This window comes from Agrobacterium rosae (genome assembly GCF_002915175.1).
GTDB classification, from domain to species: Bacteria; Pseudomonadota; Alphaproteobacteria; order Rhizobiales; family Rhizobiaceae; genus Agrobacterium; species Agrobacterium rosae.
The window spans coordinates 42813-60743 of record NZ_NXEJ01000003.1 but is presented as its reverse complement, the minus strand read 5'-3'; the positions used below and the strand labels follow the sequence as shown (position 1 = coordinate 60743).

Below are 17931 nucleotides of genomic sequence, written 5' to 3'. Positions count from 1 at the left end.
GACACGGCATTCATCTCGGTAACGAGGGAACGCAACGACATGGCTTTGATGGCAGGGTGGAGACTGGCATGACTGCGCAGATCGAAATAGACAGCGTGACAAAGCGATACGGCGCGATGACAGTTCTGGAGAACCTGTCTCTCTCCGTCAAATCCAATGAGTTCATGGTCTTTCTCGGACCGTCGGGATGCGGAAAGTCCACCTTGCTGCGCATGATCGCTGGCCTCGAAAGTGTTGACGAGGGCACGATCTCAATCAACGGCCAGCGCATCGACACGCTACCACCCGGCAAGCGCGATATCGCCATGGTTTTCCAGTCCTACGCGCTCTATCCGCATATGACTGTCGCTGACAACATGGCCTTCGGTCTTCGCAACATCGGCGTTCCCCCAGAAACCGTGTCGACCCGTGTCGCCGAAGCGGCCCGGATGCTGGAAATCGGCCATCTGCTGGAACGCAAACCCGGCCAGCTTTCCGGAGGCCAGCGCCAGCGCGTCGCAATAGGGCGCGCTATCGTCAAGGAGCCGAAAGCGTTCCTGTTCGACGAACCCCTCTCCAATCTTGATGCCGCTCTGCGTGTCAGGACCCGCGTCGAGCTTGCCCAGCTTCGCAACCGTGTCAAGTCGACCATGATTTTCGTCACCCATGACCAGATCGAAGCCATGACGCTCGCAGACCGGGTGGTGGTCATGAACAACCGCAAAATCGAGCAGATCGGCACGCCGATGGACATCTATCTACGTCCGGCCAGCCGCTTCGTCGCAACCTTCGTCGGCTCGCCCACAATGAATTTCATGCCGGTTCAGATTTCCGAGAATGGCGGCCTTGCCGTTGCCACCCTGCCCGATGGCTCTCACCTGCAAACGGGGGTGCCCGCCAGCGGGCTGACAGCCGGACAACATACGCTTGGAATCCGCGCAGAGGCGATACGACGGGCTGGCGATGACGCGGTGTCAGCCACGAGCGGAACGGTGGAGGTGCTGGAACGGCTCGGCGACAGAACGTTGCTCTACACGCGGCTTGGTGATGGCAGCATGATCGTCGCAGAAGATATAGGCCTCAGCCGCGCTGCCATCGGCGACCGGATCGGGCTTACGCTAGATGGAAACCGCGCACATCTCTTTGATGCGGACGGTCGCGCCTATCATGCGAAGGATGGCGGCCATGGCTGAGACCCCGTCCACCGCACCGCGCAACGTTAAGTCTGTCAATGGCCCGCTCTGGCGCAATGCGCTTTTCGTTGCCCCCTATCTCTTCTTCTTCGTCACGCTACTTGTCGTCCCACTGTTCTGGGGCATCTGGATCAGTCTGCACAAGGCAGATGCCTTCGCGATAGGCCGCTTCGTCGGCATGACGAACTATATCCGCCTCTTCAACGACCGGATATTCATCCAGTCGATCTGGAATACGTTTTACTTCGTTGCGCTGACTGTCCCGGCCCTCGCCGTCATTGGTCTGCTGCTTGCGCTCGCACTCAACCGACAGACACGCACGGCGGCGATCCTGCGCACGGTTTTCTTCGCGTCTTCCGTCCTGTCTGTCACAATCGTTACGCTGGTCTGGCGCATCGTCTTCATTCCGAATTTCGGCCTGCTGTCGACGATTTACGGCTGGTTCGGTGCAACCGCCCCCGCATTTCTGTCCAACCCTGACTTGGTGATGATCGCGATTGCCATCGCCACGGTGTGGTGGTGTATCGGCCTTCCGATGATGCTCTATCTCGCCGCTCTTCAGCAGATTCCCGGCGAAATCTACGAGGCCGCAGCGCTGGACAATGCCAGCCGCTGGCGCACCTTCCGCTTCATCACCTTCCCGTCGATCAAGCGAACCTTCGTATTGGTGGTCGTGGTCCAGATCGTGCTCCAGTTCCAATTGTTCGGTCAGGCAAAGCTGATGACGAACGGCGGACCGAACAATATCTCCAAGCCGCTTGTCCTCTACATCTACGAGGCAGCCTTCACGAAATGGGACCTCGGGCTCGGCGCGGCTGCTTCGGAAGTGCTGTTCGTCCTCATCCTGATCGCAGCGATGATCCAGTTTCTCGTGTCACGTCGAAAAGGAGATGCGGCATGAGCAATGAACGCGCTTCAGGCATGGTCGGCCGCACCAGGGGCGACCGGGTGATCCTCGGGCTCACCATCGCGACGGCTGTCATCATGATGGCACCGCTCGTCTGGGTCGTTGCCCTGTCCATCAAAGACAACAAGGAACTGATGGTCAGCATGAACGCTGTGTTCCATGCGCCCTACACCATTCAGAACTACATCAACATCCTGGCAACGTCCTCAGTATTCCGTTGGATTCTCAACAGCCTGATCGTTGCTGGGGGCATGACGATCGGCACGCTGGTCCTGTCCTCGCTGGCCGGTTACGGTTTTGCTCGGTTGAACTTTCCCTTCAGCAACGTGATCTTTGTCCTCGTCCTGATGGGACTTGCCGTGCCGGAACAGGCGGTGCTGATTGCGCGCCACCAGATCTTCAGCTGGCTTAAATTCCACAACAGCTACCATGGCCTCATCCTGCCCGGCCTGTCGGCACCCTTCGGCGTGTTCCTGATGACGCAGTATTTCCGCGCCATTCCCAAAGAGCTGGATGAGGCGGCATTGCTCGACAATGCCAGTCGCTTTAAAATCTTCTGGAAAGTGCTTCTGCCTTTGACGCTACCAGCACAGGCAACGCTTGGCATTTTCACTTTTCTCAATGCCTGGAACGATTACTTCTGGCCGCTGATTTCGGGCACCAAGAAGGAAATGTACACGCTGACGGTCGGCATCGCCTCGACACAGACCAATTTCGCGCAGTCGGAAGGCCTGGGCTTCCTGATGTCGCAGGCGGTCTTTGCGGGCGCGCCGATCCTCATCCTGTATCTCTTCTTCCAGAAATACATCGTCACAGCTGTCTCGGGTGCCGCGGTGCGTTGAACCCAAACTCTTCGAACGAGCCGGCGTCATTGAACGCTGGATCAAACAACCGATCATGAACGGAGGAGACTATCATGATGCAGGTACTTAGACGATCGTTCCTGGCGGCGGCATCCGTCGTTGCGCTGATGGGGGCAAGTCCCGCCTCCGCAGCCACGGAACTGACCTTGCAGCGCTTTTTTGGTGCCTGCGATGCAGACTTCGGCACCAATACAGATGTTACCAAAGCCGTGGGCGAATGCGGGATCATCACCTCGATCATCAACAAGTTCAACGCCGACAATCCCGACATCCACATTTCGGTCACCACGGTTGAATGGCCGGGCTATGACCAGTTGACCGCGCAGTTCGCTGCCGGTGATCCGCCTGATATCGTCTCGATCCATCACTCGGCGATCTCCGACTACCAGTCCAAGGGATTGCTGCTTCCGCTTGACGAGTTGCTCTCGAAGAACGGCATTACGCCAGACCTCTTCACAGACGCGGCACGTGGCGGTGTGACAAAGGAAGGCAAGATATATGGCCTTCCGATTGATAACTGGACCATGTTGTTTCACATCAACATGGATCTCTTCAAAATGGCAGGTCTCGTCAATGCAGATGGCACGCCGGAGCTTCCGACAAGCGTCGAAGAGCTTCTGGCGCAGGCCAAGCAGTTCCGGGAAAAGACCGGCAAGCCATACATGATCCAGAACCTCGCCAATGAAAAGGCGTTGTTTGCAAGGAATTTCTACACCTACCTCTTCCAGCAGGATTCTGATTTCTTCGCCGATCCGACCAAGGTCAAGCTGCAAACGCCCGAGGCCAAGAAGGTCCTTGAACTCTACAAGGCGCTTTACGATAACAACGATACCACCAAGGACATGGACTATGCGGGTGCAATCAACGCATTTCTGGCCGGCGAAGGCGGCGTGCAGCTAAACGGCACCTGGGTTATCGGCGATTACAATGCCTCCTCGGAAACGAAGGGCACCGCGCTGAACAAGGGCGGCTATGCCGTATACCCCTACCCACAGCTCTTCTCCGGCAAGAAGGCGCAATATGCCGACGGCCATGCCTGGGGCATTTCCCAGAAGGACCGGAGCGAGGAGCAAACTGCCGCCATTGGCAAGTTCCTGAAATTCTTCGCCGACAACGACTTCGAATGGGCGCGCACCGGCCATCTGCCCTCGGTGAAGGCCGTTCTGGACAGCGCAGCATTCAAGGCCCTGCCGCATCGCGACACGGTGTCGGCCATCGCAACGCTGGGTACGCCGCTGCCGCCTACGGTCCAGCGCCAGTTTGCGATCCAGGATATTGTCGGCGAGGAAATGAACGCCGCGATCATCGGCCAGAAGGACGTCGACGCGGCGCTTGCCGATATGGAATCGCGGATCAACGACCTGCTCGCCAATCTCTGAAGGTCCATTCTCCCAGACCTTCAACGCCACGGCCCGCTGCTCTCCATTGAGCAGCGGGCCGTGTGCTTTAATCTGTTGCCAGTTGGGAGGAGATGTGAAAGCGTCACAATGCCGCGTGTGATGTTTTGGCACGCGGTAATTTGGCACGCAGCCGTCCAGCACAAACAGGAATAGAAAGACAAGCAATCTCGTGCCTTGATGGAGGTCAAATTGTTTGATGGTTTCAGTGCGGAGCTTTTGGCACGCATACAGTTTGCGTTTACAGTATCCTTCCACTTTATCTTCCCGGCCTTCTCAATCGGCACCGCCAGCTATCTTGCGGTGCTGAATGCGCTATGGCTGTGGAAACGTGACCCGGTCTATCTGAAGCTCTTCGAATACTGGAAACCGATCTTTGCCATCACCTTCGGCATGGGTGTCGTCTCCGGTATCGTGATGAGCTATCAGTTCGGCACGAATTGGGCGGTATTTTCCGACAAGGTCGGGCCGGTGATAGGCCCGCTCATGGGCTATGAGGTTCTGACCGCGTTTTTCCTTGAGGCTGGATTTCTGGGCATCGCTTTGTTCGGGCGCAAACGCGTGGGCGATAGCCTGCATATGTTTGCCGTTGCCATGGTGGCTGTCGGTACCCTCATTTCCGCCACCTGGATATTGTCTGCCAACAGCTGGATGCAGACACCGCAGGGTTTCACCATTGGTGAAAACGGGCAGTTTCTGCCTGCGGACTGGTGGAAGATCATCTTCAATCCGTCCTTTCCCTATCGCCTCGTTCACACCGTGCTGGCCGCATTCCTGACCACGGCTTTTGGCGTTGGTGCTGTCGGTGCCTATCACCTGTTGCGAGACAAGAGCAATCGGCAGGCGCAGGTCATGTTTTCCATGGCCATGTGGATGGCGGCTCTCGCCACCCCTATCCAGATATTTGTCGGCGATCTGCACGGCATCAACACGCTGGAACATCAGCCAGCAAAAATTGCCGCGATGGAAGGTCATTACGAAACACACCGCGGTGCGCCACTCATTCTCTTCGGAATTCCCGATGATGAAGCCGAAGTGACGAAATATGCAGTAAAGATACCTAGGCTTGGTTCATTGATTCTCACCCATTCGCTGGACGGTGAGATCAAAGGACTGAAAGAATGGAATAAAAACGACCGTCCCAAAGCGCTGATCCCGTTCATCACCTTCCGAGTCATGGTCGGGCTTGGCGTGCTGATGCTGCTTGTTGGCGTTTGGTCGTTGTGGGCGCGGTGGAGAGACTGTCTCTATGACAATCGTCTGCTTCATAGAGCCTCATTAATGATGGGACCATCGGGATTTGTGGCCGTGCTTGCGGGTTGGTACACGACCGAAGTGGGCCGCCAGCCCTATACGGTCTACGGTCTATTGCGAACATCGGACAGCCTGTCTCCCATCGATGCACCCGCGGTCGGCGCATCGCTCATCGCTTTCATCATCGTCTACTTCCTCGTGTTCGGCGCAGGCGTGTTTTACCTGCTTCGGCTGATGCGACGCACACCCGTGCTTGATGAGGATCATGAGCTGGATCACGCCCCAACCCGCACCGCGGGGATAACGCCCGGCCCCACTCAGAACCTTTCGGGAGGCCATCATAATGTTTGATCTCGCGTTTATCTGGGCTGCCATCATCGCCTTCGCCGTGCTGGCCTACGTCATCCTCGATGGCTTCGATCTCGGCATCGGCATTCTGTTCCCATTCTTCCCGAAAAGACATGACCGGGACGTTATGACGAATTCCATCGCTCCGGTGTGGGATGGAAACGAAACATGGCTGGTGCTGGGCGGTGGCGGGTTGATGGCTGTCTTTCCCGTTGCCTATGCCACGGTTCTGCCTGCCCTTTACATGCCTATCATCCTCATGTTGCTAGGGCTGATCTTTCGTGGCGTTGCGTTCGAGTTTCGCTGGCGAACGACGCGCGGTAGCATCTGGTGGGATTGGGGCTTCTGCATCGGCTCGACAATCGCCGCCATGATGCAGGGCATCGCACTTGGAGCGTTGGTGCAGGGCATCCAGATTACCAACCGCGCCTATTCCGGCGGATGGTGGGATTGGCTGACGCCGTTCAGCATCACAACCGGACTGGCCGTTGTCGTGGGTTACGCATTGCTGGGTGCAACTTGGCTCAACCTGAAGACGATCGGCGAGTTGCAAGCGAAGGCACGCAAGATTGCCATGGGGACTGCTGCGGGGACCCTTGCCCTCATCGGAGTGGTCAGTCTCTGGACGCCCTTTATAAACCGGGTTTATTTCGACCGCTGGTTCGGCTGGCCCACAGCATTTTTCTCAGCCTTCGTACCACTGCTTGTCGCATTATGTGCAGCAGCGCTCTGGCAGGGCTTGAAGCAAGACAAGCACCTGCAGCCTTTTCTGGCAGCGCTTGGCATCTTCGTCATCTGCTTCGCTGGTCTGGGCGTCAGCTTTTATCCCTATATCGTGCCGGGAGCTCTGACGATCTGGGAAGCGGCAGCACCGGATAGCTCTCTGGCATTCCTGCTGGTGGGTGCAAGTGTGCTGATACCCATAATCCTTACCTACACAGGCTATGCCTACTGGGTCTTTCGCGGCAAGATCGATCCGGAAGAGGGATATCACTGATGCCAACATCTCTTTCCAGACGGCTGTTGTGGTTCGTTGGCATCTGGCTGAAAAGCGTGCTCATTCTCTCCGTCGTCGCATACGTAATCCGACTGATGATCTTGGGATAGAGCTGATTACGCGTCGAGCGGACGCGATATGGTTACCTTCTGATCACGAGCGCTATCAGTGGGCTCCGTCGGGGTTGGTCACGGACGACGTCGAGTGGATCATTCCGGGAAAGGACGGGCCAGTGGCCGGCACACACTCGGGTATCGCCTATTTTTCGAAGACTGACGCCCTTCGCATGGATGAATGCTCGTCAAAGCGAGATGCCCGATCGGTTGATATCCGGCATCTCCTTCGCCCTCAGAAAATCTGCCGCAAGATGACGTAAAGCACGAAGGCAATAGCGATCGAGGCCGGAAGCGTCAGCACCCACGCGACCATCATGTTGCGAACGGTCGACAATTGCAAACCCGAACCGTTGGCCGCCATGGTGCCCGCTACGCCGGATGAAAGCACATGCGTTGTGGACACCGGCAGTCCAAAATGGTCGGCGGCACCAATGGTGACCATGGCGACGACTTCCGCGGCCGCCCCCTGCCCGTAGGTCAGATGGGTCTTACCGATCTTTTCGCCCACGGTTACAACGATGCGCCGCCAGCCGATCATCGTGCCAAGGCCAAGCGCCAAGGCGACTGCGACCTTGACCCAAGTCGGGATGAACTTCGTCGCGTTGTCGACGGCCATATGATAGGAGGTCACTGCTGCGAGATCCGCCTCCTCCATGGCCAAGAGTTTCTTCTTGTCGATCAGCTTCAGCGCTTCGCCGATCAGGTAAATGTCATTGCGGACGTTGCCAACCATCTCATTCGGGACAGCCTCAAGGGTCGGAAAGGCTGCGACTTCGCCGCTCGTCTGATGAATGAACTGTTGCAAAGCCGGTGTGGTCTGATCGCTCCAGGTTTTTGTACGGACTGCGTCGCCAACAGCTGCCTTGGCATCCGTGACGGTCACTCCCGGCTTCACATATTTTCCAAGAGCCGTTTCGACTTGTGCCGATGCGGCTTTGTACGCCTCGAGGTAATTCACATCCGGGGTCCGGTTCAGCGCAAATGCGGTCGGGACCAGGCCGATGAGGATAAGCATAATCAGCCCCATCCCCTTTTGGCCGTCGTTGGAGCCATGGGCGAAGCTGACGCCGGTGCAAGTGAATATCAGCAGTCCGCGGATCCAGAGCGGCGGTGGGGCGCTGGATTTCGGCTCCTGATAAAGGGCCTGGTTGCGCACAAACACCTTCATCGCCAGGAGAAGCAGGGCAGCAAAACCAAAGCCGATGAGCGGTGACAGAAGCAGCGACAGTCCGATATTGCTGGCTTGCGACCAGTCGACGCCGCTCGTTGCGGTGCCTGCCGGGGCCAGGAATTGATTGGCGAGACCGACGCCGATAATGGAACCAATCAGCGTATGCGAGCTGGACGACGGCAAGCCAAGATACCAGGTGCCGAGGTTCCAGATGATCGCAGCGCTCAACAATGCAAACACCATAGCAAGCCCGGATCCTGAGCCAACCTGCAAGATAAGCTCGACTGGCAGGAGTGCCAGAATGCCGAAAGCGACCGCGCCGCTTGATGTTAGAACCCCAAGGAAATTGAAAATGCCCGACCAGATCACCGCGAACTCCGCCGGCATCGAGCGCGTATAGATCACAGTGGCAACTGCATTGGCCGTATCATGAAAGCCATTCACGAATTCGAAGCCCAGCGCGATCAAAAGCGCGAGCCCAAGGAGAAGCCACGGAACCGCAGCAGCGGTGGTGAGGTCTTGAGCGAGCGCATAGCCCACATACGCAAGCCCACCGAGGATGACGATCGCGAGGACGGGGATGAACCATTTCCCCGCACCGGAATTTTCGAGGGGGTGGGGAACCGGTTCGGTTCGTAGCTTTCCTGCGCTGAGATCGACCATTGGCTTGCTCCAGATGCGTTTCCATTTTGGTAGGACTCTGGAATGAACCTTTCATGACAGTGGACGTAGCAATGCCGAAAGCTTGCCTCACAACTGTTGCGGACCGAGATAACGCATAGCTACATTGCCCGAGAATCAAGGTGCCACGCGTGCACAGGACTTATAGCTGGTGCAACTGGTGTGCGGCAGAAACCGCATCTTGACCGCGACGACCGTCTCTTCCAGATGCCATTTGTCGGCGATCCTTACTTTGGAGCACAGCTGGATGACGGGATATCGTCCCGGCCGAACTTGCCAGCGACGCTTCCAAGGCCCGCTTTCAAAGCGGGCCTTGGTCAATCAGGGCTTGGTATCGTCGGAAGGTGCTGACTCATCCGAGGGAGCCGCCTCATCAGTGGCAGGTTCGTCCGGCCCCTTAATCTGCTGGCCGTTGACGCTGACTGAGCCGTCGCTGGCAACTGCCACGTCCCAGCGCTGCGCGCCATCCGGATCGGCCTTGGCAAAGCCCTTGATCATCATCAGTCCGAACGACACCTGGGTCATATCCGGGTTGGTCTTTGCCAGTTCCTGCACGGCCGCAATCGTCTTGTCGTAATCGCGCGCCACGATCGATGCGTTGACCTTGTAGTCCGTCTGCGTGCTGACGAGGCCTTCCATCTCCCCGGATACCTCGACGTCATAGACGCTAGACTTGGCGCTGACCTTCGGAAAATCAACCTTCAGGATACCGCCCGGGAAGAGCTTTTCGGCAGCCTGTTGCCCCGCCGTCTCGCTGTCGCCGGTCGACTCGGTGAAATCCACCTTCATGAACTCGTCGCCGAGGGCTGCGAAATTCATGCCTGGGACGCCGAACTGGATATCGAGCGCCTGCGGCAGGAAGGCGGTGTAACCGGCAGGAACCAGCACGCTGTCGAGCGTCACGTCGACGGCATCCATAGCCACGCCGATGCGCGTTGCGTTGCTCGGCCCATCGACCGTGAAGTGATAGCCGAAGGACTTGGCACCACCGCTGCCGACAGCGCTGGTGACGCCGAAGTTGTTCAGCCTGATGGTTTCCTCGAGCGAGCTCAGCAGCGGAAATGCATTGTCGAGCATGCCCTTGAACTTGGTCTCGCTATCCTTGGTAAGATGCTCCTGCTCGACGTGATCGAGCACGAACAGGACCATTTCCTTCAAGTCCTTGGCTGCAACGCCATTAACCTTGGCATCAAAATCTACGCTGTCTGCCGAAATCTGGATCGGCGGCATTTCCTTGCCGCTGATCTGCTCCGCAAAGGTACTGAACTTGCCGTTGGCAGCAAAATCGAGGCGGCCGGCAGTGGCGCTTTCGGCAGAGTTCAACTTGTAGATCATGTCGCCGAAGCTGGCATTGACCACTTCGGTATCGGTGGCCGAGGTGAATTTCAGTTCCTTGGCGCTGAAATCACCGGAGCGGAAATAGCTGATTGCCGGGTCGAAGACCGAGTTAAACACCATGTCGGCAACCGAATAGGTGAAGTCCGAGCGCGTCTTGTCAGGACCGGTGAAATGGCCGGTAACATTGAGGTTATTTTTGCCTTCGAGATCCCAGAGCCCGCTGTCCTGCGGTGTCGCGAACATTTTGAAGGGCGTCAGGCCCTTGATGTCGAAATCCTCTTTCTTAACCTTCGCCAGCAGTTTGGCAAAGTCATAGACGATCTCGTAGCGCGACCCGGCCGGTGTGACCGTAACAGGGGCACTCTTGGCGAGATCCTTGGGCAGCAGTTGATTGAGATTGTCACGGATGTCGTTGGCACCGTCCTGGCTGATATCCGCCGCGGATGCCCCCGTGGTCAAAGCTATAATAATGGTGCTCGTCGCCGTGATAAGCCTGTGACGCATCTCGATAAATCTCCCTAGGCAGCCTGAAGGCGCGCATGTGAGATTGCCGCAGACCCGATGTCAAGCCTGCAAAGCGGTTAATGCGAAAGCTTCTAAAAGGGACAATGGCATTCGTCATGTGTGATGATCACTGACAAGCTGCGATCCAAATCAGGGTTCGAATAAAATGCTACCAAAAAACTATCCTCAAAGGTCGGCATAAACTTGATGATGAAATTCATCTTATCTTGATTTGATGCTTCGCCAGTGCTAGCAGCGTTCTCATGGAAAGTGCAAAACACCCTGAAATCCTTGAGACCTTTATGGGCGTTCGCTCTCGTCTGACGCGCGTCATCTATCGCCGCGTCCACTGCCCGGCCACCACTGCCGACCTCCTTCAGGATACTTTTCTGCGCTTTTGGGAACGTCCTGGCCTGTTACGCGATGTTGTCGACTTGGCAGCCTATTTCATGATTACCGGCCGCAATCTTGCGCTTGATCACGAACGCCGCCGGAAGATCGCGCCCTTTGTCGATGGGATCGAAGGCCTCGAATCTATTTGTGATCCAGCACCATCTGCGGAAGCAGCTACCATCAGCCGTCAGGAATTGCTCCGCGTTCAGGCCGCACTTGAACGCATGCCTGCCCGCGCGCAGCAGGTTTTTGTGCTCGCGCGTATTCACGGCCTGACATATGTCGAGATCGGCGAACGACTCGGAATATCGCCAAAGACGGTCTTCGGTCATATGGTGGTGGCGCTCGATCGGCTGCGTGTGGAGATCAACGGCGAGCGCTGAAGTCGTGCGGCGACCGAGAATGAGGCGGCGGATGCAGGATTTTTCACTTCAGGAACACTGTCCCGACAATAACCGAGAGATTTCGCGTTGCGCAGCCGAGTGGTTCGCGCTGCTTCTCGATGAGAGCGCGACACCAATCGACCGTGCCAATTTTAGGGTTTGGCTCGAACAAAGCCCGGCCCATGCGAAGGCCTATGCCGAGTTGGAACGCTTGTGGCTTGGAGCATCGGCCTTGCCAGAGGTATCCGACCCTACCTCTCTCAAACGGCGAAAAATCCTCAAGTCAGGCGGAGCGCTTGTTATCCTGACAGCCGCTGGGCTTAGCACGAATGCATATCTCAGGCAGCAAGCAGATTATCGGACCGGCGTCGGAGAGACCGCGCGCTTCACCTTGCCAGACGGATCGATTGCCGAACTGTCGACAGGCAGCGCCATATCGTTAAATTTCACGGCGGACCAACGACAAGTCATTTTGCAGGAGGGCGAAGCATTTTTCACCGTCCTCTCAGACGCTGCTCGACCGTTCTCTGTTGATTGTAGGGACCTTAGAGCTACGGCGCTTGGCACTCAGTTTTCTGTGGGCATACATGAGGAAGGTATCGTCGTCGCTGTTGCAGAACACACGGTAAAGGTCTCTTCGTCGAGCCAGGAGCGGGTAGTCCGGGAGGGCCAGTCCGTGCTCTTCGCGAATGACAAACTGTCAGCACCATCACAGATGGATATTGAAACGAAACTTTCGTGGCGAGGCGGAAAGCTCGTTTTCATCTCGGCTCCATTCGAGGACGTCGTTGCTACCCTTTCAAAGTGGCGGTACGGCAAGATGATTGTCATGGACAGGGCTCTGGCCCGTCGACCGATCAGTATCATCGTGGACGTGCGCAGGGCTGGGCGAATATTGGAAAGTCTGGAGAACGGCCTGCCTATCCGCATTGCGAGCTACTCACCTTTGCTGACGTTGATCTATCCGCAATAAAAAAATGGAAAATCGACCAAGGTTTTTTCGAAGCTGAAGCGTCCCCTGTTTAGAAGCCCGAAAATGCTCGGGTATTGGTCCGTTTGCAGGGGGCAAAACGAGTGACACAGAAAAACCAAGTCGGCGGCGTTTGCATCAGGCTGTACCGTATCATGTTGCTGGCGGCCTGCGCCAGTTTCACCGCAGTCGTCGTGTCAACGGGAGCAGGTGCTCAGACTGCCAAGAGCTACGAGTTTGCGATCTCCGGTCAGCCTCTGTCGGCTGCGCTGGTGCGCTTCTCATCGGTGACCGGTATCGATGTCGCTTTTGACGGCCCTCTGCCGGCGAATCTGCGCAGCGTTGGTACAGCGGGAAATCTCTCGGCCGAGGGCGCGCTGAGACGCCTTCTCGCGGGCACGGGCCTGACCTACCGATTTACGACCGCAAATACGGTCCTTCTGGTCAACCCGCAAAACTCTCCGTCAAGCGGCAGTGCGACTGGCGAGACAATCCTTGAGCCGATCGTTGTGCAGGGCGAGAACGCTCGTGGGCCTGTAGACGGGTTTATCGCTACACAAAGTGCCACAGCGACCAAGACCGGCACCTCACTTAAAAACACTCCACAGGCTGTCAATGTTGTAACGAAAGACCAGATCGCTGCTCAAGGTTCGGCCACGCTGACCCAGGCGCTTCGCTACACGCCAGGCGTCATCAGCCAATATGGCGACGATTCCCGCTATGACTGGTTTACGATACGTGGGTTTCGCCCGAGCCGATATTTGGATGGCCTGCGCCTGCCGTTTGGATCTCGCGGCTATGCCCAGCCACGCGTCGAGCCATTCAGCCTCGAGCGCGCCGAAGTCCTCAAGGGTCCAGCATCGGTCCTTTACGGCCAAGGCGATCCCGGTGGTCTGATCAATATGGTATCAAAAAGGCCAAGCGCAACCGCTCTCAATGAAGTGGAGATGCAGTTCGGCACCGATAAGCGTCTACAGACAGCGTTCGATCTCGGCGGCGGTGCTGGTGACGATGACAGTTTTCTCTATCGCATCGTCGGCGTCGGCCGGTTAACCGATACCCAATATGACTATGTGCGCGAGAAGAAGGGATACATTGCGCCTTCATTCACCTTCAAGCCGGATGAGGGAACATCGCTGACGTTCTACGGGAGCTATCAGCATATTGACTCTCCCGGCGGCGGGGGAGCGCCGGCGCTTCCCGCGAATGGCACACTTTATACCGGCATATATCCAGAACTGCCGCGCAGTGCGTTTCCAGGCGAACCCGGCTACGACCACTACAAGAGCGATCAGGCATCTGTGGGTTACGAGTTCGAACATGAGGTCGATGACACCTGGACAATCAGACAGAACCTTCGCTACTCCTATATCGGCACAGATACGCAGCGTGTTCAGCCCTATTGCCCGACGGTCTGCGACCCGACCGCCTTCTATCGCTACGCTTGGGCCTTTCCCGAGAGCGCTCGGGCGGTTACCGTGGACAATCAAGCCATCGGAAAGTTCCAAACGGGCGACGTTGCTCATACCGCATTGTTCGGCCTCGACTATTCCTACGAGAGCAGCCGGTACGAAGAGTCGGCGCTTTCTCCAATATTCACTCCGTTCAATGGTCTTGATCCGGTCTACGGTGCGACCCCGATCGCGCGCCCGCCGATCGCAACCCGGATCGATCAGAACCGTAGCCAAATTGGTCTCTATGCTCAGGATCAAATGGAGTGGAACAATTATGTGTTCTCTCTCGGTGGCCGTTACGATTGGGCAAATACCGATACATTGACCCGGTCAAGTACTGGCCGCCAGCTCGACCAGAGAGATGGCAAGTTTACTTGGCGTGCCGGCGTCGTCTATAATTTTGACAACGGTCTCTCTCCATATGCTGGTTACTCAACATCGTTTAGTCCGGCGGGGACTGATGCTAGTGGCAACGTCTTCAAGCCGACCACCGGTGAGCAGTTCGAGGTCGGTGTCAAATATCAGCCTGACGGAAGCAACAGCTTTGTTACTCTTTCCGCTTACAATCTGACACAAGACAATGTTCTAACCCCAGATCCTAATAATACGAACAGAAGCATCCAGACGGGTCAGGTCAGAATGCGCGGCGTCGAGCTTGAAGGCAAAGCGGAGCTTACAGACGCGTTCTCCGTCTTGGCATCTTACGCATACACCGACAGCGAGATTGTCGCCGACACCAGCAACGAGGGAAATCGCTTTGCCTTTGTCCCCCGCCAGCAGGCGTCGCTTTGGCTGGACTACACACTGCAGACATCAACCATCTGGGATGGCCTCAGCTTCGGCGGTGGCGCGCGTTATACCGGTCAGACCTTTGGCGACAATGCCAACAAGTTCGACATCCCCTCTTATACGGTCTTCGATGCCGCCGTCCGCTACGATTTCGGCAAGGCAGACCCGAAATTGGAAGGTCTGAAAGCGTCGCTCAATGTGAGCAACCTGTTAGACCGCAAATATGTCTCAACCTGCATTGCAGCCACGGGATGCTACTGGGGCGAGGGTCGCACCGTCTACGCTACTCTCAAGTACAGCTGGTAGGATCGTGTCCGACGCTCTTCACCCACATCGTGACCACAGGCTGACACGGCGGCAATTCACCGCCGGGTTGGCTTCGGTTTTCCTGTCAGCAGAAGCGATAGCAAGCACGCGAACGCAAAAGCTCGCCGTGTTAGACTGGGGATGGGCGGAAAGCCTTCTCGCTCTAGACTTTCAGCCATTCGCCGTCGCCGAGGCTCCTCTTTACGGCGACCGCGTCGTGACCCCTGCACTCCCGACCAACACAGTCGACCTTGGGCTTAGATCATGGCCGAACGTTGAACTGCTCAGAGCCCTGAAACCAGATCTGATTCTGTCTCAAGCAGGATATGGTATCTCCGCTGAACGTCTCAGCGCGATTGCACCAACCCTCGCGATGCCGCTTTACAGCCCCGCGCGGCAGCCATTGCTAGCAGCGGAAAACGCCCTGAACGAAATTGCACATCGCATTGGCCGGCAAGAGCTCGCGACACGTTATTTGGAACGATCCTATGCCAGATTGGACACGATAGCCCACAATTCCAAGGACTACGACGGGTGCCCTCTTTTGATCATCAAGTTTACGGACGATAGGCTTGTCGATATCTACGGCGCGGGTGGCTTATTCGATGATGTCCTGAAGCGGATCGGCATCGCCAACGCGTGGAATGGCAAGACCAATAACTGGGGCTTTGCCACGGCAGGATTGGAGGCGATCGCCCGCTATCCCGAGGCAAGACTGGTCATTATCGAACCGGGTCCACCCGGATCTTTTTTGCAAAGCGCGCTGTGGAACGCCCTTCCGGCTGTACGGAAAGGTCGTGTCTCGATGATCCCACCGACGTGGGTATTTGGAGCGTTTCCATCAGCGATACGGTTTGCCGAAGTTCTGCGGCAGAGTCTCGGCATCGCATGACAAACCGTTTGATCACCCCGCCGCGCCTCGTCTTAATCGTCACACTGGCAGCGATCGCGCTCCACGCCATTGCCATTTGTCAATATGTATCGATCTCCGACCTTCCAAGTACCTTATGGCAGCCAGATCAGACTTCGTTCGAACAGATCTACGTCCATTTCTCGATTATTCCCCGGATACTCGTCGCTCTGCTGGCTGGTGGCGCGCTTGCTTTCATAGGGGCGATATTTCAGCAGCTCCTGAAAAACCCGTTGGCAGAACCCTCGACGCTCGGCATTCTTTCGGGCGCTCAGTTGGCGATCACCCTCGTTTCCCTTTCCACTGTTGCTGTTACAGCAGGCCAGCGCGAGATGGCGGGACTGGCAGGGGGCCTTATCGCTGTCGCACTCGTTGCGGGACTCGGTAAGGCGTCAAACTTCGCACCGTTGACACTCCTTCTTTGCGGCATGGTCATCAGTTTTTCCGCCGGCTCGGCCTCCGTCATCCTAGCCTTGTTCCACCACGAATATCTGCGAGGGGTGTTCATCTGGGGAAGTGGTTCACTCATCCAGAATGACTATTCCAACGCGACCGCATTGGCCCTACGCATGATCGTGCTGATACCGGTGCTGCTGCTTTTCTTTCGACCACTTTCAATTCTCGGTCTTGATGAAAGCCGTGCCCGTAGCCTCGGACTATCCCCGGGTGGGTTGCGCGCTGCGGTACTGTTTATTGGAACCGTGCTGTCAGCTGTTGTTGTCGCCCGCGTCGGCGTCATCGCATTTGTCGGCCTTGCAGCCACCAACCTTGCCCGAATAGTTGGCGCTCGAACGCTGCGCCAACGATTGCTGTGGGGAGGATTACTTGGTTCCGCCCTACTGCTCCTCGCGGACAGTCTGGTGCTTGCTGGAGCGCCGGTCGTCGGTGAGGTGCCAACGGGTACCGCCACCGCAATCATCGGCGCTATAATGATGTTGGTGCTCATCAAACATGTACCCCACTCCGTTGACCAGCTTAACAGCAACACCTTGAACCAAAGAGAGAACCCTCTGGCAGGCGGCTTCTTGCTCGCGGGTTGTGTTGCTATTGCGGCCGTTACCGCATTGTTCTCGCTGACGGAGAGCTTCACAGCTGGCGGGGTGGAAACATCCCTGTTGCTTGCTGGTCGATGGCCGCGAGTCCTGACTTCAGCCAGCGCCGGCGCAATGCTGGCCATTGCGGGTGCCGTCACACAAACGATAACGCGCAACCCAATAGCGAGCCCGGAAGGGCTCGGAATCAGTGCCGGAGCCGGACTTGGGATCATCGCAGCCTTCTTCGCCGGAGGAATGGCGTCGCCAATTTTGCCGCTCGCTGGCGGCGTAGTCGGTGCAGTCGTTGCGTTTGCGATCATTTTGGCGGTGGCAAAAGGGAAAAGCTATGCGCCTGGACCTGTTCTTCTGTCCGGCATAGCCATCAGTGCGCTCGCGACGGCGATAATTTCGCTCATTGTCGCGAGTGGCGATCCGCGGGCAAGTTACATTTTGGCATGGACTATGGGACCTACCTTTCGTGCAACCAGCGTCGTCGCAAGCATCGCTGCAGTGTTGGTTTTGATCGGGCTGGCTATCTCGCCACTCTTGCGCCGCCCGCTAGAAGTCTTGCCGCTTGGGGACGGCACGGCACGCTCTCTTGGACTCAATCCGGCGCGATCCCGCCGAATGCTTTTGCTGTTCATTGCCGTCCTGACGGGAGCTGCGACAGTCATTGTTGGCCCGTTAAGCTTCATCGGCATGATGGCACCGCACATCGCTAGAGCGGCTGGGGCACGCGGCCAAATCCGCACGCTTCTTACCGCGAGCGCGATCGGCGCAACGCTGATGATCTCGGCCGACTGGTTGGGACGGGCTGCTGACTTTCCATATGAGGTTCCCGCAGGTGTCATCGCCGCCTTTATCGGGGGGCCATACTCTCTCTGGGTGATCCGCTCGCGGGGCAGACACAGCTCCAGGTTCTCAAAGAGGTAACCGCCTTGGTT

14 protein-coding genes are annotated in these 17931 nt (G+C 57.0%); 12 read left to right on the top strand and 2 right to left on the bottom strand.

Annotated elements, in window-relative coordinates; genetic code table 11:
• Positions 1–68 precede the first annotated feature (68 nt).
• The 7 genes from CPJ18_RS06000 (at position 69) to CPJ18_RS27430 (ending at position 7048) form a co-directional block, all read left to right on the top strand.
• Positions 69–1172: an ABC transporter ATP-binding protein gene (locus tag CPJ18_RS06000; protein WP_077106430.1), complete on the top strand. Its 1104-nt coding sequence runs from the start codon at positions 69–71 to the stop codon at positions 1170–1172.
• Positions 1165–2073: a carbohydrate ABC transporter permease gene (locus CPJ18_RS05995; protein WP_245445343.1), complete on the top strand. Its 909-nt coding sequence runs from the start codon at positions 1165–1167 to the stop codon at positions 2071–2073. Before CPJ18_RS06000 ends, CPJ18_RS05995 begins: the two co-directional genes overlap by 8 nt.
• Complete coding sequence (locus tag CPJ18_RS05990) at positions 2070–2921, top strand: carbohydrate ABC transporter permease (protein ID WP_077106432.1); 852 nt, start codon at positions 2070–2072, stop codon at positions 2919–2921. The genes CPJ18_RS05995 and CPJ18_RS05990 overlap by 4 nt, the downstream gene beginning before the upstream one ends.
• A gap of 77 nt (positions 2922–2998) precedes the next feature.
• Positions 2999–4321, top strand: coding sequence for an extracellular solute-binding protein (locus CPJ18_RS05985; protein ID WP_407026463.1), 1323 nt, complete (start codon positions 2999–3001; stop codon positions 4319–4321).
• A gap of 210 nt (positions 4322–4531) precedes the next feature.
• Positions 4532–5944 carry a cytochrome ubiquinol oxidase subunit I gene (locus tag CPJ18_RS05980; protein WP_103657555.1) on the top strand — a complete coding sequence of 471 codons (1413 nt, stop codon included), beginning with the start codon at positions 4532–4534 and terminating at the stop codon, positions 5942–5944.
• Positions 5937–6938 carry a cytochrome d ubiquinol oxidase subunit II gene (gene cydB / locus CPJ18_RS05975; protein ID WP_103657418.1) on the top strand — a complete coding sequence of 334 codons (1002 nt, stop codon included), beginning with the start codon at positions 5937–5939 and terminating at the stop codon, positions 6936–6938. Before CPJ18_RS05980 ends, cydB begins: the two co-directional genes overlap by 8 nt.
• Positions 6938–7048, top strand: coding sequence for a DUF2474 family protein (locus CPJ18_RS27430; RefSeq protein WP_103657417.1), 111 nt, complete (start codon positions 6938–6940; stop codon positions 7046–7048). The genes cydB and CPJ18_RS27430 overlap by 1 nt, the downstream gene beginning before the upstream one ends.
• Positions 7049–7286: 238 nt before the next feature.
• Here the strand turns inward: CPJ18_RS27430 and CPJ18_RS05965 are convergent, their stop codons facing one another.
• Both CPJ18_RS05965 and CPJ18_RS05960 read right to left on the bottom strand, forming a co-directional pair.
• Positions 7287–8888, bottom strand: a complete 1602-nt coding sequence (locus CPJ18_RS05965; protein ID WP_103657416.1) for an inorganic phosphate transporter — start codon at positions 8886–8888, stop codon at positions 7287–7289.
• A gap of 339 nt (positions 8889–9227) precedes the next feature.
• On the bottom strand, positions 9228–10748 hold the full coding sequence (locus tag CPJ18_RS05960) for a hypothetical protein (protein WP_103657415.1): 1521 nt from the start codon (positions 10746–10748) through the stop codon (positions 9228–9230).
• Between the two features lie 263 nt (positions 10749–11011).
• Here CPJ18_RS05960 and CPJ18_RS05955 point away from each other — a divergent pair, with 263 nt between their 5' ends.
• From CPJ18_RS05955 to fhuB, 5 genes are all read left to right on the top strand, one after another.
• Positions 11012–11524 (top strand): RNA polymerase sigma factor, encoded by a 513-nt coding sequence (locus CPJ18_RS05955; RefSeq protein WP_077107404.1) that lies wholly within the window; start codon positions 11012–11014, stop codon positions 11522–11524.
• A gap of 31 nt (positions 11525–11555) precedes the next feature.
• Positions 11556–12497, top strand: a complete 942-nt coding sequence (locus CPJ18_RS05950) for a FecR family protein (RefSeq protein ID WP_103657414.1) — start codon at positions 11556–11558, stop codon at positions 12495–12497.
• A 101-nt stretch (positions 12498–12598) separates the two neighbouring features.
• Entirely contained in the window at positions 12599–15043 is a 2445-nt protein-coding gene (locus CPJ18_RS05945) for a TonB-dependent siderophore receptor (protein WP_245445342.1), read from the top strand.
• A 4-nt stretch (positions 15044–15047) separates the two neighbouring features.
• A complete protein-coding gene (locus CPJ18_RS05940) occupies positions 15048–15935 on the top strand; it encodes an ABC transporter substrate-binding protein (protein WP_245445341.1) in 888 nt (295 codons plus the stop codon).
• A complete protein-coding gene (gene fhuB / locus CPJ18_RS05935) occupies positions 15932–17920 on the top strand; it encodes a Fe(3+)-hydroxamate ABC transporter permease FhuB (protein ID WP_103657412.1) in 1989 nt (662 codons plus the stop codon). Before CPJ18_RS05940 ends, fhuB begins: the two co-directional genes overlap by 4 nt.
• Positions 17921–17931: the final 11 nt, after the last annotated feature.

Bases quoted from the DNA above. Each gene is read 5' to 3' on its own strand.
- CPJ18_RS05995 (WP_245445343.1), top strand. From the start codon at position 1,165: ATGGCTGAGACCCCGTCCACCGCACCGCGCAACGTTAAGTCTGTCAAT.
- CPJ18_RS06000 (WP_077106430.1), top strand. From the start codon at position 69: ATGACTGCGCAGATCGAAATAGACAGCGTGACAAAGCGATACGGCGCG.
- fhuB (WP_103657412.1), top strand. From the start codon at position 15,932: ATGACAAACCGTTTGATCACCCCGCCGCGCCTCGTCTTAATCGTCACA.
- CPJ18_RS05990 (WP_077106432.1), top strand. From the start codon at position 2,070: ATGAGCAATGAACGCGCTTCAGGCATGGTCGGCCGCACCAGGGGCGAC.
- CPJ18_RS05960 (WP_103657415.1), bottom strand. From the start codon at position 10,748: ATGCGTCACAGGCTTATCACGGCGACGAGCACCATTATTATAGCTTTG.
- CPJ18_RS05965 (WP_103657416.1), bottom strand. From the start codon at position 8,888: ATGGTCGATCTCAGCGCAGGAAAGCTACGAACCGAACCGGTTCCCCAC.
- CPJ18_RS05955 (WP_077107404.1), top strand. From the start codon at position 11,012: ATGGAAAGTGCAAAACACCCTGAAATCCTTGAGACCTTTATGGGCGTT.
- CPJ18_RS27430 (WP_103657417.1), top strand. From the start codon at position 6,938: ATGCCAACATCTCTTTCCAGACGGCTGTTGTGGTTCGTTGGCATCTGG.
- CPJ18_RS05950 (WP_103657414.1), top strand. From the start codon at position 11,556: ATGCAGGATTTTTCACTTCAGGAACACTGTCCCGACAATAACCGAGAG.
- CPJ18_RS05985 (WP_407026463.1), top strand. From the start codon at position 2,999: ATGCAGGTACTTAGACGATCGTTCCTGGCGGCGGCATCCGTCGTTGCG.
- cydB (WP_103657418.1), top strand. From the start codon at position 5,937: ATGTTTGATCTCGCGTTTATCTGGGCTGCCATCATCGCCTTCGCCGTG.